Annotated in this window: 12 protein-coding genes and 1 tRNA gene; 8 read left to right on the forward strand and 5 right to left on the reverse strand. The window is 68.8% G+C overall.

Annotated elements, in window-relative coordinates; all coding sequences use genetic code 11:
- A partial coding sequence (locus tag B2869_RS00755) for a PD-(D/E)XK nuclease family protein (protein ID WP_292761524.1) occupies nucleotides 1-590 on the forward strand: 590 nt, incomplete at its 5' end.
- Here B2869_RS00755 and B2869_RS00760 read toward each other — a convergent pair.
- Complete coding sequence (locus B2869_RS00760) at nucleotides 536-1,909, reverse strand: hypothetical protein (RefSeq protein WP_292761526.1); 1,374 nt, start codon at nucleotides 1,907-1,909, stop codon at nucleotides 536-538. The two genes, B2869_RS00755 and B2869_RS00760, sit on opposite strands and share 55 nt — an antisense overlap.
- Nucleotides 1,910-1,973: 64 nt before the next feature.
- On the opposite strand from B2869_RS00760, the gene nudC reads away from it, so the two are divergent.
- Together nudC and B2869_RS00770 are read left to right on the forward strand one after the other, a co-directional pair.
- Complete coding sequence (nudC, locus tag B2869_RS00765) at nucleotides 1,974-2,855, forward strand: NAD(+) diphosphatase (RefSeq protein ID WP_029260318.1); 882 nt, start codon at nucleotides 1,974-1,976, stop codon at nucleotides 2,853-2,855.
- Complete coding sequence (locus B2869_RS00770; RefSeq protein ID WP_029260317.1) at nucleotides 2,834-4,573, forward strand: ATP-dependent helicase; 1,740 nt, start codon at nucleotides 2,834-2,836, stop codon at nucleotides 4,571-4,573. Before nudC ends, B2869_RS00770 begins: the two co-directional genes overlap by 22 nt.
- Nucleotides 4,574-5,400: 827 nt before the next feature.
- On the opposite strand, the gene B2869_RS00775 is transcribed toward B2869_RS00770, so the two are convergent.
- Complete coding sequence (locus B2869_RS00775) at nucleotides 5,401-6,810, reverse strand: zinc-dependent metalloprotease (protein WP_292761532.1); 1,410 nt, start codon at nucleotides 6,808-6,810, stop codon at nucleotides 5,401-5,403.
- 118 nt (nucleotides 6,811-6,928) lie between these two features.
- Here B2869_RS00775 and B2869_RS00780 point away from each other — a divergent pair, with 118 nt between their 5' ends.
- Nucleotides 6,929-8,020 (forward strand): YlbL family protein, encoded by a 1,092-nt coding sequence (locus B2869_RS00780; RefSeq protein WP_292761534.1) that lies wholly within the window; start codon nucleotides 6,929-6,931, stop codon nucleotides 8,018-8,020.
- A 77-nt stretch (nucleotides 8,021-8,097) separates the two neighbouring features.
- Nucleotides 8,098-11,010 (forward strand): UPF0182 family protein, encoded by a 2,913-nt coding sequence (locus tag B2869_RS00785; RefSeq protein ID WP_292761536.1) that lies wholly within the window; start codon nucleotides 8,098-8,100, stop codon nucleotides 11,008-11,010.
- Between the two features lie 73 nt (nucleotides 11,011-11,083).
- Here the strand turns inward: B2869_RS00785 and B2869_RS00790 are convergent, their stop codons facing one another.
- Nucleotides 11,084-11,428 (reverse strand): ArsR/SmtB family transcription factor, encoded by a 345-nt coding sequence (locus tag B2869_RS00790; protein ID WP_292761539.1) that lies wholly within the window; start codon nucleotides 11,426-11,428, stop codon nucleotides 11,084-11,086.
- 83 nt (nucleotides 11,429-11,511) lie between these two features.
- On the opposite strand from B2869_RS00790, the gene B2869_RS00795 reads away from it, so the two are divergent.
- Both B2869_RS00795 and B2869_RS00800 read left to right on the forward strand, forming a co-directional pair.
- Entirely contained in the window at nucleotides 11,512-12,879 is a 1,368-nt protein-coding gene (locus B2869_RS00795; protein WP_292761542.1) for an FAD-dependent oxidoreductase, read from the forward strand.
- Nucleotides 12,876-13,283: an arsenate reductase ArsC gene (locus B2869_RS00800; RefSeq protein WP_021200357.1), complete on the forward strand. Its 408-nt coding sequence runs from the start codon at nucleotides 12,876-12,878 to the stop codon at nucleotides 13,281-13,283. Before B2869_RS00795 ends, B2869_RS00800 begins: the two co-directional genes overlap by 4 nt.
- Nucleotides 13,284-13,389: 106 nt before the next feature.
- Here the strand turns inward: B2869_RS00800 and B2869_RS00805 are convergent.
- Nucleotides 13,390-13,463: transfer RNA gene (locus B2869_RS00805), tRNA-Met, on the reverse strand.
- A gap of 95 nt (nucleotides 13,464-13,558) precedes the next feature.
- Here B2869_RS00805 and B2869_RS00810 point away from each other — a divergent pair.
- On the forward strand, nucleotides 13,559-14,410 hold the full coding sequence (locus B2869_RS00810) for a carbon-nitrogen hydrolase family protein (RefSeq protein WP_292761549.1): 852 nt from the start codon (nucleotides 13,559-13,561) through the stop codon (nucleotides 14,408-14,410).
- Nucleotides 14,411-14,417: 7 nt separating this feature from the next.
- Here B2869_RS00810 and B2869_RS00815 read toward each other — a convergent pair whose 3' ends face one another.
- Nucleotides 14,418-15,620, reverse strand: coding sequence for an aminotransferase class I/II-fold pyridoxal phosphate-dependent enzyme (locus tag B2869_RS00815; RefSeq protein ID WP_292761552.1), 1,203 nt, complete (start codon nucleotides 15,618-15,620; stop codon nucleotides 14,418-14,420).
- Nucleotides 15,621-15,836 lie beyond the last annotated feature (216 nt).

The raw sequence follows: 15,836 nt of genomic DNA on the forward strand, positions 1-15,836 counted from the left end.
GGCTCGGCACGCTGTTCCACGCCTGGGTGGAACAGCGTTCGGAGCTGGTCGGTGTCGGCAGCCGCCCGGATGAGGCCCTCTGGGAGCTCGACGAGGATGAGATCGCGTCGGAACCCGCGCAGGCGACGGTGGAGACGCAGGAGGGGGCGGCAGCGACCGCAGATGCCGCCGATCTCGCCGCTCTGCAGGCGACCTTCGAGCGCAGCGAATGGGGAGGACTGCAGCCGATCGCCGTCGAGATCGAGATCGACTTCGCCCTCGGCGCCGGACTTCCCTCGTCGGAGGTGGCAGGATCGCACATCGTCATCTGCAAGCTCGACGCCGTCTACCGACGTGCCGACCGTGGTGGACGCATCGAGATCGTGGATTGGAAGACCGGGAAGGCTCCGCGAACGGCAGACGAGCGCGAGGAGCGGATGCTGCAGCTGGCGCTCTACCGTCTGGCGTACCATCGGCGCTTCGACGTGCCTCTGGAGGAGATCGACGTCGCGCTGTACTACGTCGCGGACGACCTGATCATCCGTGGCGACCGTGTCTACTCGGAGGAAGAGCTCTTCCAGCGCTGGAGCGCTGCCCGCGCCGCACGCTGAGCTTCGTCCGAGTCGGACTCGTCGTACTCGGCCGCAGCGTCCGATGCGGAAGGACGTGTCTGTTCACGGGGCTCGGAACCACGGGTACCCGCGAAGATGCTCCGAGCCTCGGAGAGATCCTCGGTCTCGACACTGAGCATCCCGGTGCGGTGAGCGCTGTCGTCCTGGTCCCGGTCGGTCGTGCGTCCGGTGTCGATGGTGCGCACCGGTTCCAGTGACTCCGTGTCCTGCGGCGACGACTCCGCCTCCTCCGAGACTTCGATCCACAGTTCTTCGGGGTTGTAGGCATCGGTGTGCATGGAGGTGTCGACCTCGGCGACGGCATCCCGGGGCACGCGGTCGAGCGCGTCCATGGCGGAGTCGACGCCGGCAGCGCGGGCATCGATGATGCTGAGGTCGTCCGTTCGCAGGCCCTCGGCGAGAGCATCGAGCAGTGCGGCGGCATCGTCGACGATGTCCGGCCGATGCATGGAGTCGCCGTGCACGAGCCAGCGTGCGAACTCGAGTTCGGCGAGCAGGCGGGCTCGCACCTCGAGGCCGGGATCGGGGGCACGGTCGACGGCGCGGGCATACGCGGCGTGGACGTCGTCTGACGCATCGGGAGCTGCGGAGAGCCAGGAGAGGTCGACCGCCGGGTCTCCCACCGCGAGCCCATGCCAACCGACGAGGCCGACCACTTCGGGCCCGCGCTCCGGATCGTCGTCGAACAGGAACGAGGTCGACTGCACGCCTCCGAGGACCACGGTGGACTCGAAGCGCCAGAGGTCGTCGTCGGCGACGGCATCGCGCCAACGCACCGTGAGACGTGCCGGCACGCGCCCGGTGGCCGCCGCGGTGTCGATCAGGCGCTCCAACTCGGCGCGGCTCTCTTCGGCGGTGCGGGTTCCGAGTCCTGCCCCCCGGACGACCGAGGTGGGAAGGCCGTGCACGGCGGCGATCGCGGCTCCCATCGACGGCGCGGCACCGCGCCCCGCGGGCACCAGGGCCGCCTCGATCTGGAAGCCGGGGAGGAGCTCGGTGACGAGCGCGCGACCCTCGCCGATGCGCGTCTCCCCGATGTAGGCGGGCACGCGGAACGGCAGCATGGCGCGGGCGCCGTCGGTGAGCGCTCGAAGAGCGAGGGCTTCGGCGGCGAGTTCGCGCGCCGTCTCGTCGTCGTCCGCGACGCGGATCGCGAGTTCACGGCCGTCAGCCAGCGAGGCGATGGCGGAGTCGAATCGACCGTCGCCGTCCGCGCTCAGACCGCGGGCACCCGTGACCTCCGCCCCGGGCAGTGCGGCGGTCACTGCCGCGGCTAGAGTGAAAGGAGAGCGTCCCATGCCCCCAGGGTAGGTCGGCTCAGGGGCGGTCCCGCCTCCGCCACGCCCGTGAAAGAGGGAGTCGATGACCATTCAGCGCCCGTCCCTCGACCGTGCAGCCGAACTCCGCGAGGAGCCGGATGTGCTCGACCGTCTGCGCGCCGACCCGGCGACCCGCGTCATCGTCGTGCGTGAGGGACGTGTCCGGGTCGTCGATTCCGCGCTGCTGCGCGTCGCGCCGGATGCGGTCGTCGAGGCGACCTGGGCTCTCCTCGGCCGCGATGTCGACGGCACCGTGCTGCTCCTCGCCGCCGCCCCGCCGGAGAACGACGCACTCGACACGGCCCCGGACGAGATCTGGCTCGGCCTCCGTGATCTCGGCGGACGCCTCGACGGGCAGGAGTCCGAGCTCCTGATCGGCGCGATCGCCCTTGCGGGATGGCTGCGCGATGCCCCGTTCTGCCCTGCGTGCGGTGGAGCGACGCGACTTCAGCAAGGCGGATGGTCGCGGCGCTGCCTCGTGTGCGGGCGCCAGCATTTCCCGCGCACGGATCCAGCGGTGATCGTCGCCGTCGAGAGTCGGGACGGCGAGCGCCTCCTGCTCGGCGCCAACGCGAACTGGGGCGGACGGATGTTCTCGTGCTTCGCGGGCTTCACCGAGGCCGGGGAGTCCCTCGAATCGACCGCGTATCGCGAGATCGAGGAGGAGTCGGGCGTGCGACTGTCCGCTCTGCGGTACGTCTCGTCCCAGGCCTGGCCGTTCCCGCGCTCGCTCATGGTGGGCTTCCGCGCCGTGGTCGACGACGAGTCCGCTGCACGCCCCGACGGGGAAGAGATCATCGAGGTGCGCTGGTTCACGCGCGCGGAGATCGGCTCCGCACTCGCCGGAGACGGGCCTGTGGGCCTTCCGGGCCCGGCATCCATCGCCCGTGCCCTGATCGTCGAATGGTACGAGGACCACGCGTGAGCGCACTCGATGCCCTCGATGAGCGGCAGCGGGCAGCGGCATCCGTGCTGCGGGGACCCGTCGCCGTGCTCGCCGGTGCCGGGACCGGAAAGACACGGGTGATCACGCATCGCATCGCGCACGGCGTCGACACCGGCGCCTATTCGCCTTCGCGTGTCATGGCCGTCACGTTCACCGCCAAGGCCGCGGGCGAGCTCCGCGGTCGCCTGCGTGCTCTCGGAGTCGAGGGTGTGGCTGCCCGCACCTTCCACGCGACAGCACTCGCTCAGCTGAACTTCTTCTGGCCCACGCTGGCCGGTTCCCCGGCGCCCTCGATCATCGACAACAAGGTGCGGATGCTGGGGCAAGCCGCCGACGCGATACGCCTCCGTCCCAGCACGGCCACGCTGCGCGACATCGCCTCCGAGATCGAGTGGCGCAAGGTCTCGATGCTGTCGATCGACCAGTACGCGGCACTCGGGCGTCCGATCAGCGGTGTCGATGCGGGCCAGCTCATCGAACTGATGCGGGGATACGAAGCGCTGAAGGACGATCGTCGTCAGCTCGACTTCGAAGACGTGCTCCTCGCCTGCGCGGGCATGCTGGAGGCGGAGCCCCGGGTCGCCGCATCCGTCCACGAGCAGTACCGGCACTTCACGGTCGACGAGTTCCAAGACGTCTCGCCGTTGCAGAACCGGCTGCTCGAGCTCTGGCTGGGCGATCGCCACGACATCTGCGTGGTCGGTGATGCCAGCCAGACCATCTATTCGTTCGCGGGGGCCGAGCAGCGGTTCCTGCTCGAGTTCGAGCGCCGCCACCCGGACGCGACGGTCGTGCGGCTGGAGACGAACTATCGTTCGCAACCGCCGATCCTCACCGCAGCCAACGCCCTGATGCACGGCCGCCCCGGCGCGTTGGAGCTCGTGCCGGCCCGGGAGCAGTTCACCGCGGATGCGCCGACCATCACCGCCTACGACACCGAGGGCGAGGAGGCCGCGGGGATCGCTGCGGCGATCTCCGCCCGCATCGAGGCGGGTGCCTCCCCCTCGGAGATCGCAGTCCTCTACCGGGCGCACGCGCAGTCCGCGGTTCTGCAGCAGGCGCTCGCCGCCGAGGGCATCGCGACGTCGGTGCTGGGCGGCACACGCTTCTTCGCCATGCCGGAGGTTCGTCAGGCGATCCTCGCGCTCCGGGCCGCCGCCGTGGCTCCCAGCGAGCAGGGCTTCCTCCCCGGGGTGGAGCGGGTGCTTCGCGAGCTCGGTCTCACAGAGGAGCCGCCGGCGGCAGGGGGAGCGCAGCGCAGCGGATGGGAGGCGCGACGTGCCATCCTCCGGCTCGCGGAGGAGGCGGGGCCCGAGGCGGATCTGCGAAGCTTCAGCGACGCGCTGATGGCGCGGGCGAAGGACCAGCACGAGCCGACCATGCGCACCGTCACGCTGTCGACCCTGCATGCCGCCAAGGGGCTGGAGTGGCCGCACGTGTACCTCGCCGGATGGGCGGAGGGATCGCTGCCGATCTCGTATGCGACGACGTTCGAGGCGATCGACGAGGAGCGGCGACTGGCCTACGTGGGCGTCACGCGCGCCGCCCGTACGCTGGCGCTGTCGTGGTCGAGATCGGCGGGTCGGGGGGAACGCTCTCCGTCGCGGTTCCTCGCTGAGATGGGGACCACGGGCCGCGGCACCGGCATTCTTCGTGAAACGACACCGGACGCCACTCGCGGGAACCGTCCGCGCTGATCCGCACCATCCTCCCGGACGCACCTTCGTCGTCGGCGAGGAGCAGCGCGGCGAGCCGCCCGGCTTCGGCGACCTGCGCGGCGCGGATCGGGCCGGGATCACGACCGATCATCTGCGTGTGCAGCAGTGGCCAGGCCGGGTCGAGGTCTCGGGCATGGGCGTCGCGACACGCGAGACAGGCGGACACACCGGGGACCACGAGCGGCCCGACGGTCACGCGGCCGGGATCGAACGCTACCGGTAGGTGCGCGACGTCCTCGCGCAGGTAGCGGGCGAACTGCAGTGCCGCGGACACGCCGTTCACGAGCACGATGGCCACGCCGGGCCGGTGACCGATGTCCACGAGTTCGATGCCTTCGTCGGAGAGCGTCTCGCGCATCCGGTACTCGCTCCGGCCGTCGGCGATCCCGATGTTCTCGACCCAGGCAGGGCGTGCCGCAGCGACATCGTCGAGGAGCACGTCGTCGAGACGCGCGAGGAGTGTGCGTGCCGCCTCCCGCGGAGCGCCGGCCGCATGCGCGATCACGTCGAAGGAACCCCGCCGGAAACCGGAGCGCAACCGGCTGAGAAGCGGTTCCACCCAGGGGTCCTCCGCATCGATGCGCAGGCCGCCGTCATCGCCGAGCTGAAGGGTGTGCTCGTCGCGCCACAGCAGGGGAGAGCTCGGGTGCAGACGTGTGAGGAGCGGAGGGGTGAGCGGCATCTCTCCGATTGTGGAGAGGATGGCGGCATCGCGGGGCCGCAACCGGGCATCCGTGGACAACTCGCCGACGTTCGTCGAGCGGGGGAGGAGAGGTGCGGGCATCCTCGGACGCCCGCACCCTGCCTCAGACCGGTCGGTCGCCCTCCGGGGCCGCGTCGCCGTCTCCGTCCGCTTCATCCGTGGTTCCCGCTGCGGGCTCGTCGGCCGAGAAGTCGTCGCCGTCGAGCAGGCGGGCCAGTGCTTCATCGAACTCGTCGGCCACCGGCTGTTCGCCACGCTCAGCCGCCTGCAGCCGGGCGACGAGTCCGCTCGGGTCGTCGATGTCCTCGGCCGTCGGCATCAGGTCGGGGTAGTCCCACAGCGAGTCGCGTCCGCTGATGCCGACGGCGTCGGTCACCGCCTGCCACATCGCGGAGGCTTCGCGTATGCGTCGGGGGCGCAGCTTGAGCCCGACCAGTGCGCCGAGTGCGTCTTCCGCAGGACCGCCGACGGCGCGTCGGCGTCGAGCGGCTTCCGCGATGCGGGCACCGTCGGGCAGCCGCGAGGTCGCCTCGGCTGTCACCACGTCCACCCAGCCGTCGATCGTCGCGATGAGGTTCTCGAGTCGGGTGAGCGCCTCGCGCTGCGCCTCGCTCTGCACGGGGAGGAGAGCGCCGCCCTCGATCGCCGCGCGCAGTTCCTCGGGGTCGGAGGGATCGAGGCGGCTGGCCACGTCTTCCAGCGCGTCCACATCGACGGTGACTCCGCGCGCGAAGTCGGTGATCTGCGCCATCACGTGCAGGTGGAGCCACTTCGCGTGCCGGTAGAGCCGCGCGTACGCGAGCTCGCGGGTGGCGAGGTAGAGCGCGATCTGGTCTTCGGGGATCTCGAGACCTTCGCCGAACGCGGTGAGGTTCTGCGGGATGACGGCCGCCGTCCCCGCGGGGAGCACGGGGATGCCGACATCGCCTCCGGAGACCACCTCGAGCGAGAGGTTGCCGAGCACCTGACCGAACTGCGCGGCGAACACCGAGCCGCCCAGGCCTCGCATCAGCTTGCCTGCCCCCTGGACGACGTCGCGCATCTCCTCCGGCACCTGCGTGTCCAGGGCGGAGGTCAGCGCGTCCGCGATGCTCGTCGACACCGGGTCGGCGATCTCCTTCCACACCGGCAGCGTCTTCTCGACCCAGTCGCCGCGGGTCATCGCTGTCGGTGTCTCAGAGAGCTCCGAGATCGTCGTCGCCTCGCCGAGCCACAGATTCGCCAGCGCGAAGGAATCGGCGAGCGAGGTGCGTGAACCGTCGGTCACACCCTGCCCGTCGCGGTTGGCGATGAACAGGGCCTGGCGCAGCGCGTTCTCCCAGGGATCGCCACCGAAGGCGCCCTGCAGCTGCGACATGATCGTCTGCATCATCGCGGGATCGAGTGTGAAGCCGTCCATCCCCTCGAAGGCGCCCCGGAGCGCTTCGGGGTCGATGTCCCCGCCGCCCTGATTCGAGAGCATCTTCCGCAGGAACTCCTGGAAGTCCTCGGGTGTCGGGTCGTTGTCTGCCATGTCGCTCGCCCTCTCAGCACTTCTGTTGCCGTGGCCTCTACGCTAGTCACAGGTTTCTGCGCGCGAACCCGATGCGGGCAGATCGGTGTACGCCGCTCGCGAACGACGGAGGAATGCAGTGGATCGAACGCGGTCTGGGAAGCTCGGACTCGGAGTCTGGGCGCTGATCGTCGCGCTCATCGCCCTTGTCGTGCTGACGTTCCTGCCGTCGCCCTACGTGATCCAGCGGCCGGGCCCGGTGTACGACACCCTCGGCACTGCGGAGGGAGCGGACGGCGAGCAGGTTCCGCTGATCAGCGTCGAGGGCGCCGAGACCTTCGAGACCGCGGGCACTCTGGACCTCACGACGGTCCAGGTCGTCGGCAACCGCGAGCGCACACCGAGCTGGTTCGAGCTGGCACTGGCGTGGATGGACTCGTCCAAGGCAGTCGTCCCGCTCGACACGGTGTTCCCGCAGGGGGTGACGAGTGAGCAGCGCGACGAGCGCAACGCCACGCTGATGGTGGACTCGCAGCACGAGGCGACGGCCGCTGCGCTGAACGAGCTCGGATACGACACCGGTGCTCAGGTCGTCGTCGTCGACGCCGTCGCCGACTCCCCGGCCGCCGGCATCCTCGAAGCCGACGATGTGATCACCGCGATCGACGGCACGCCGGTCACCTCTGCGACGCAGCTGCGCGAGGCGATCCAGGCCGCCGAGGGAGCCCCCGTGCAGCTCACCGTGCTGCGCGCCGGAGCCGAGCAGACCGTCGAGATCACTCCCGAGAAGCGCACCGAGGGCGACGCGACCCTGTGGCTCATCGGCATCACGCTCCGCACCGACTACGACTTCGAGATCGACGTCACGATCCAGCTCGACAACGTCGGCGGCCCCAGCGCCGGGATGATGTTCGCGCTGGGCATCATCGACACGCTGACCGAGGGCGAGCTCAACGGCGGGAAGGACGTGGCCGGTACCGGCACGATCGACGCGGCCGGCACCGTCGGGCCTATCGGCGGCATCCGTCAGAAGCTCTACGGTGCCAGGGACGCGGGTGCCGAGTACTTCCTCGCTCCCGAGGCCAATTGCGATGAGGTCGTCGGGCATGTGCCGGACGGGCTCCAGGTCATCCGCACCGCGACGCTCGACGAGTCTCTCGCCGCGCTCGAGGTCATCGCGGACGACGGAGACGTCGCCGCTCTTCCGACCTGCGAACGCGCCGGGAGCTGAGCGCACACGTGCGGCCGTGACCTCGCCGTGACCGGGATGACAGCCTGCCCACAGTGAGCGATGCCTAGGATGGTGGGGTGACCTCCTCGCCTTCAGCTCCGAACCCGGCCACGCCTCGAACCTCACGACGCATTCTCGGCATCTCCCTGGTGATCATCGCCGCCTTGATCGCGGTGTTCTTCGTGTTCGCCTCCCTGTACACCGAGTTCCTCTGGTTCGACCAGGTGGGCTTCACCGGCGTCCTCACGACGCAGTGGATCGCCACGGCGGTGATGTTCGTGGTCGGTTTCCTCGGGATGGCCGTTCCGCTGTTCGTCGTCATCCAACTCGCGTACCGCCTGCGTCCGGTGTACGTGCGACTCAGCTCGCAGCTGGATCGGTACCAGGAGGTCATCGAGCCGCTGCGTCGCCTGGCGATGTGGGGCATGCCCATCTTCTTCGGACTGTTCGCCGGCTTCGCGGCCGCGGGGCAATGGAAGACCGTCTGGCTCTGGGCCAATGGTGTGGCGACGTCCGACGTCGACCCGCAGTTCGGCATCGACACCGGCTTCTACATGTTCGCGATGCCGTTCTACACGATCCTGCTCGCCTTCATCTCGGCCGTTCTGCTGCTCTCGCTCCTGGTCACCGCCCTCGTGTCGTACCTGTACGGCTCGGTGCGCATCGGCCAGGGTGAGCTGCGCATCTCGAAGCCCGCACGCATCCAGCTCGCGGTCATCGCGGGCCTGTACCTGCTGGTGCAGGCGGCGAGCCTCTGGCTCGATCAGTACAAGACGCTCGTCGAGCCCGACGACCGCATCACGGGCGCGGCGTACACGGGCGTGAACGCGACGATCCCGGGTCTCGCTATCCTCGCGATCATCGCCGCCGTCGTCGCGATCCTCTTCTTCGTCACCGCCGTCATCGGCCGCTGGCGCTTCCCGCTGGCCGCGACGGCGCTGCTCATCGTGGCGTCGCTCGTCGTCGGCGTGGGATACCCGTGGGTGGTCACCACCTTCCAGGTGAAGCCGAACCAGAACGCCTACCAGGCCGAGTACTACCAGCGGAACATCGACGGCACGAAGGAGGCGTACGGGGTCGCAGACCTCGAGACCACGCCCTTCGCCGCCAAGACCGACGCAGAGGCGGGGCAGCTGCGCGCCGACGCCGAGACCACCGCCTCGACGCGCATCATGGACCCGAAGGTCATCCCGCCGACGGTACGCCAGCTCGAGCAGTACCGCGGGTACTACCAGTTCCAGACGACGATGGACGTCGACCGGTACGAGATCGACGGGAAGATGCAGGACACCGTGGTTTCCGTGCGCGACCTCGACATGTCCGGACTCGGCGACGGCGACAACTGGAACAACCGCGTCGCGGTCTACACCCACGGCTACGGCCTCGTCGCAGCCGCCGGAAACCAGCGCACCACGGACGGCGAACCGGTGTTCCTCGAGCGCGGCATCCCCACCTCCGGGTTCCTGTCGGACCGCGAGAACTTCGAGCCGCGCGTGTACTTCGGCGAGAACTCGCCCGAGTACTCGATCGTCGGCGCTCCCGAGGGGTCGGAGCCTGCGGAGATCGACTACCCGCGCGGCAAGGACGGCTCGAGCGAGACGAAGACCACGTTCGAGGGGAACGGTGGTCCGAAGATCGGTGACACGTTCACGAAGCTCCTCTACGCGCTGAAGTTCCAGTCCGAGCAGATCCTGTTCTCGAACCTGGTGAACGAGGACTCGCAGATCCTCTACGACCGCGATCCCAAGACGCGCGTCCAGAAGGTGGCGCCGTACCTCGAGCTCGACAGCGACCCGTACCCGAGCGTGGTGGACGGCCGCATCGTCTGGATCGTCGACGGCTACACCACGAGTCAGACGTACCCCTACTCGACGAGCGTGAGCCTGTCGGATGCGATCGCCGACTCCAACATCCCGTCGCCGACGCTCGCCATCGACGACATCAACTACATCCGCAACTCGGTCAAGGCGACGGTCGACGCCTACGACGGCTCCGTGACGCTCTACGCGTGGGACGACGAGGATCCGGTGCTGAAGACCTGGCAGAAGGTCTACCCGTCGACGGTGAAGCCGATCAGCGAGATGTCCGGCGAGCTCATGAGCCACGTGCGCTACCCGACCGACCTGTTCAAGGTGCAGCGTGACATCCTCGGGGTCTACCACGTCGACAAGGCCGGATCGTTCGCCCAGCAGGACAACCGGTGGCAGACGCCGAACGACCCGCGCAGCGAATCGATGCTGCAGCCGCCGTATTACCTGACCATGCAGATGCCGGGGCAGGACACTCCGAGATTCTCGATGTTCTCGACGTTCATCCCGAACTCGCAGGGCGCGGGTGGCAGCCGTGACGTGCTGATGGGCTACCTCGCGGTCGATTCGGACGCCGGCTCCGAGAAGGGCAAGAAGGCAGAAGGTTACGGCCAGCTGCGCATGCTCGAGATCGACACCGACACGACCGTCCCCGGCCCCGGTCAGGTGCAGAACACCTACAACTCGGACACGTCCGTGGTGCCTCAGCTCAACCTGCTGCAGCAGGGGGAGTCCGAGGTCATCTACGGCAACCTGCTGACACTGCCCGTCGGTGGCGGTCTGCTCTACGTGCAGCCCGTGTACGTGCAGTCGTCCGAGGGGACGCAGCTGCCTCGACTGCAGAAGGTGCTGGTCGCCTTCGGTGACCGCGTGGCCTTCGAGAACACGCTCACCGAAGCCCTCGATACCCTCTTCGGCGGTGACTCCGGTGCAACCGGCGGCGATGACACGGTCGAACCCGATCCGGACGCTCAGGTGCCTGATACCGGCGAGGTGCCGACGACGGAGCCCACGCAGCCCACGGGGGCCGAGGCGGAGGCGCTGGCGGCTGCGCAGTCTGCCTTGGTCGACCGTGAGACGGCACTGAAGGCGGGAGACCTCGCGAAGTTCGCCGAGGCGGACGAGCGTCTCACCGCAGCGGTGCAGAAGCTGATCGAGCTCGACTCCGCCACAGGCAACTGATTCGAGACATCCGCATCGAATGGGCGTCCCTCCGGGGGCGCCCATTCGCGTCTCTCCGGTGGACCTTCCTCGGTCAGGCGGGCCGAAGTGCGGCGGAGGCGGCGTCGATGGCCTCGACGTCGAGGGAGAAGTACGCCCAACGTCCACGCTGCTCGCGCCTGACGAGTCCCGCGTCGGAGAGGAGCTTCATGTGGTGGGAAACGGTGCCCTGAGAGAGCCCGACGGGCTCCGTGAGATCGCAGATGCACGCCTCCCCGCCGTCACCGGCGGCGATGAGGGAGAGCAGACGCACGCGGGTCGGATCTCCCAGCGCCTTGAACACGCGCGCCACCTTCTCGGCCTCCTCGGTGCTGATGGTCGAGGTGATGCGCGGTACGCAGCAGGAGGTGCCGGCGTCGATCGTGGCAGGGATGGTCATAGGGCCATGCTACCCACGTATTGACAAACATCGATAGATCACGCACTGTGGTCATATCGAAGTTCATCAATGTAAGGAACGTGATGTCCGAGCTTCCCGTCGTCGTCATCGGCGCAGGCCCCCAGGGGCTGGCCGTCGCCGCACACCTCACCGAGCGCGGGTGCGATGTGATCGTGTTGGAACGTGGGTCGGGCCCCGCCACCGCGGTCTCCGAGTGGGGGCACGTGCGCTTGTTCTCCCGCTGGCCCGAGCTGACCGATGCGGCCTCCCGTCGCCTGCTGGAACCCTCGGGATGGACCGCTCCGACGGACGGGTATCCGACCGGCGCGGAGTGGATCGTGCGGTATCTCGCGCCCCTCGCTGAGGTGTTGGGGGAGCGGGTCCGCTACTCGACGACGGTCACCGGGGTCGCGCGCAAGGGGCGGGACCGTGTGGTCGAGAGCGGTCGCGCAGGACAGCCCTTCGTCGTTCATGCGCTCGGCGCGGATGGCGAAGAACTCCGGATCGGTGCACGAGCCGTCGTCGATGCGAGCGGTACCTGGGGTCGCCCCAATCCGGCCGGAGCCGAGGGGCTCCCCGCGATCGGCGAGACAGGCTTCGCCTCGCATATCTCCTACCGGATTCCGGATGATGTCACGGCCCAGGCCGGCCGGCACGTGGTCGTCATCGGGTCCGGGCACTCGGCCACGCACACCGTGCTGCGCCTGACCGCGTTGGCGCGACGACACCCCGGTACACGGGTCTCGTGGCTGATGCGCCGGGGAAAGGCGGCGTCCCGCCTGCTCGGTGGCGCAACGGGCGATGCGCTTCCCGAGCGCGCGGCGTTGGGCGCGCGGGCTCGAAAAGTCATCGAGTCCGGTCTCGTCGATGTCATCCAGGGCTTCCGCGTCGCGGAGTTCCGCGCGGACGAAGAGGGTCTCACGATCATTGCGGACAGCGGAGGTGCGGTGAGGGGCGTCTCGCACGTGTTCGCCTTGACGGGATTCCGTCCCGACCTCGGCATGCTCTCGGAGGTGCGTGTGGCATGGGACCCCACTCTGGAGGCGGTGGCCGGCATCGCCGCGGACATCGACCCGAACGTCCACTCCTGCGGGTCGGTCGGGGCGACAGGGGCGGTCGAGCTCACCCAGCCGGAAGGCGATTTCTACATCATCGGCGCGAAGAGCTACGGGCGTGCGCCCACATTCCTGGCGCTCACGGGATTCGAGCAGGCACGCAGCGTCGCCGCACGGCTCGCGGGCGACCTGATCGCCGCGCGGAGCACGCAGCTCACCCTGCCTGCGACGGGTGTCTGCGGGGGATCGGGTGACTTCGATGGCGAAGGCGGCAGCTGCTGTGGGAATCCCCTCGTCCAGGTCGGCACGGTTCGGGCGAGAATGGAGTTGATTCCGGCAACCGCCGATCACGCCGCAGAGAATTCCGACAGCACGCCCGCGAGGAGCATCCGATGACCGACGTACCCGTCAAGCCCTCCGTCCTCTTCGTCTGCGTGCACAACGCCGGCCGCTCGCAGATGGCCGCGGGTTTCCTGCGTGACATCGCGGGGGATCGGATCGACGTGCGCTCTGCCGGTTCCCTGCCCGCGGATCAGATCAACCCGGTCGCGGTGGAAGCCATGGCCGAGCTCGGTGTCGACATCACGGCGGAATCGCCCAAGGTGCTGACCACCGAAGCCGTGCAGGCCTCCGATGTCGTGATCACGATGGGCTGTGGCGATGCCTGCCCGTTCTTCCCGGGAAAGCGCTACGAGGACTGGGAGCTCGACGATCCTGCCGGACAGGGGATCGACGCCGTGCGACCGATCCGGGACGACATCCGCGCCCGGATCGAACGTCTGGTGGCCGACCTGATCTGAGCCGGGTGCGACGCACTCGATCGAATCCGATCGAGTGCGTCGCACGCGAAGCAAAGCGAAAGGCCCCCTGACCTGGATTTCTCCGAGTCAGAGGGCCTTTCATTTGTTGCGGGGACAGGATTTGAACCTGCGACCTCCGGGTTATGAGCCCGGCGAGCTACCGAACTGCTCCACCCCGCGGCACAAGAAGAAACTTATCACGGATTCCGGAGTCGGTCGAATCGAGAGGGCATCGGGGCGACGTCCCGGGCGTGTCGATGCGAGAGGATGGAGTCATGTCCGAGATCGCAGCCGTCCCCGTCGCCGTGTGCCAGTTCGCGCCCACCGCATCCCGAGCCGACAACCGCGAGCGGATCGCCGAATTGACGGCCGATGCCGCCGCACGTGGTGCGAAGCTGGTCGTGTTCCCGGAGTACTCGAGCTACTTCGTCGATCCTCTGGACGAGAGCCTCGCGGCGAACGCCGAGGACCTCGATGGGGAGTTCGTCGCGACCTTGGCCGCTCTGGCCGCCGACTACGCCGTCGTGATCGTCGCCGGTCTCGCGGAGCGGGCCGCGGACGGTGAGCGGGTGCGGAACTCCGTCGTGGCGGTGCGCGGCGACGGCGTACTCGCCGTGTACCGCAAGCAGCATCTGTACGACGCATTCGGGCAGCGGGAGTCCGACTGGGTCGAACCGGGTGAGCTGGGCCCAGCGGCCACCTTCGACCTCGGCGGTCTGCGCTTCGGACTCATGACCTGCTACGACCTCCGCTTCCCCGAGGTGGCCCGTTCGCTCGTCGATGCGCAGACCGACGCCCTCGTCGTGCCGGCGGAGTGGGTCAGAGGACCGCTCAAGGAGCATCACTGGACCACGCTGCTCGCCGCCCGTGCGATCGAGAACACCGTCTATGTGATCGCCGCGGACCACCCGACTCCGATCGGCGTTGGACATTCGCAGGTCATCGATCCGCAGGGCGTGATCCTCGCCGGTGTGGGCACTGCTCCCGGGATCGCGGTCGCCGTGGTGGAGGGGGAGACGATCGCGCGCGTGCGGGCGACCAACCCGTCGCTGCGGGTGCGGCGCTACGCGGTCGTGCCGCATGACACCGTCCCCGGCGGAGCGGTCGCCCCCGGGGCCCCCTCCTGATCCGCAGTCAGGCGGAGAAGCCTGCGAGACGCGCAGCTGCCTCTTCGAGCACGTCGACGCGCTTGCAGGCCGCGAAGCGCACCAGGCCCGAGTACTCGCCCCGGTGCGCCTCGGAGACGAAGGCCGTGAGCGGGATCGCGACGACGCCCGCGCGTTCGGGCAGAGCGCGGCAGAACGCTGCGGCGTCCGCGCCGCCCAGTGCGGTCGCATCGGCGACGGTGAAGTAGCCGCCCTGCGGGGCGTGCACGGTGAATCCGGCCTCCCTCAACCCGGCTCCGAGGATCTCGTGCTTTCGCGCGAGTGCGGCGGCCGCATCCGCGAAGTACGCGTCGTCCATCCGCAGCCCCACAGCGATGGCAGGCTGGAACGGGGAGCCGTTCACATACGTGAGGTACTGCTTCACCGTCAGCACGGCCGTGATGAGCGCGGCCGGCCCGTGCACCCAGCCGATCTTCCATCCCGTCGTGGAGAAGGTCTTGCCGGCGGACGAGATGGTCAGTGTGCGCTCGGCCGCTCCGGGGAGGGTCGCGATCGGCGTGTGCGGCGCATGGAAGGCCAGGTGCTCGTACACCTCGTCGGTGACGATGATCGCGTCGTGCCTCTCCGCCAGACGCACCACCTCGCTGAGAACCTCGCGCCCGAACACCGCGCCCGTGGGATTGTGCGGGTCGTTGACCAGGATGATCCTGGTGCGGTCGGTCACCGCTGCCGCGAGTCGGTCGAGGTCGGGCTGGAAGTCCGGGGCCCGCAGCGGGACGGTGCGAAGGCGCGCCCCCGCGAGAGCCACGGCTGCGGCGTAGGAGTCGTAGTACGGCTCGAACACGACCACCTCGTCGTCCGGGCCGTCGATCAGCGCCAGCAGGGTCGCGGTCAGCGCTTCCGTCGCCCCGGCCGTCACGATCACCTCGCGTGTGGGATCGACGGTCAACCCGTAGAAGCGACGCTGATGAGTGCTGATGGCGTCGAGGAGATCCGGGGTTCCGCGACCGGGAGGATATTGGTTCGCTCCATCTGCGATGGCCTGTCGCGCCGCCTCCAGCACCGCTGTGGGACCGTCCTCGTCGGGAAAACCCTGACCGAGATTGATCGCTCCGGTTCGGGCCGCTGCTGCCGACATCTCTGCGAAGATGGTGGGCGCGACGGTTCCGTCCGCAGCGAGCAGACCTGCACCCGCTGCTGTACGACGCCATGCGCCGGGAATGACACTCATGAAGAACAGGCTAAGGCCATAGCTGAAACTCATCTTCGGCATAAGGAACGCACAGATACAGGCGTCATTCTGAAATGGTCGTCGAAGGAGCACACACCATGAACGAAGACAACCCCCAGGACCAGTCGGCACCCGCGTCGAACGACGCCGTGCCGTCCACCGAGGCCGCAGAGATCGCCGCTCAGTCGGCGACGGATGCCGCCGCTGACAAGGCCA

This window comes from Microbacterium sp. UBA3486, assembly GCF_002377845.1.
GTDB classification, from domain to species: domain Bacteria; phylum Actinomycetota; class Actinomycetes; order Actinomycetales; family Microbacteriaceae; genus Microbacterium; species Microbacterium maritypicum_A.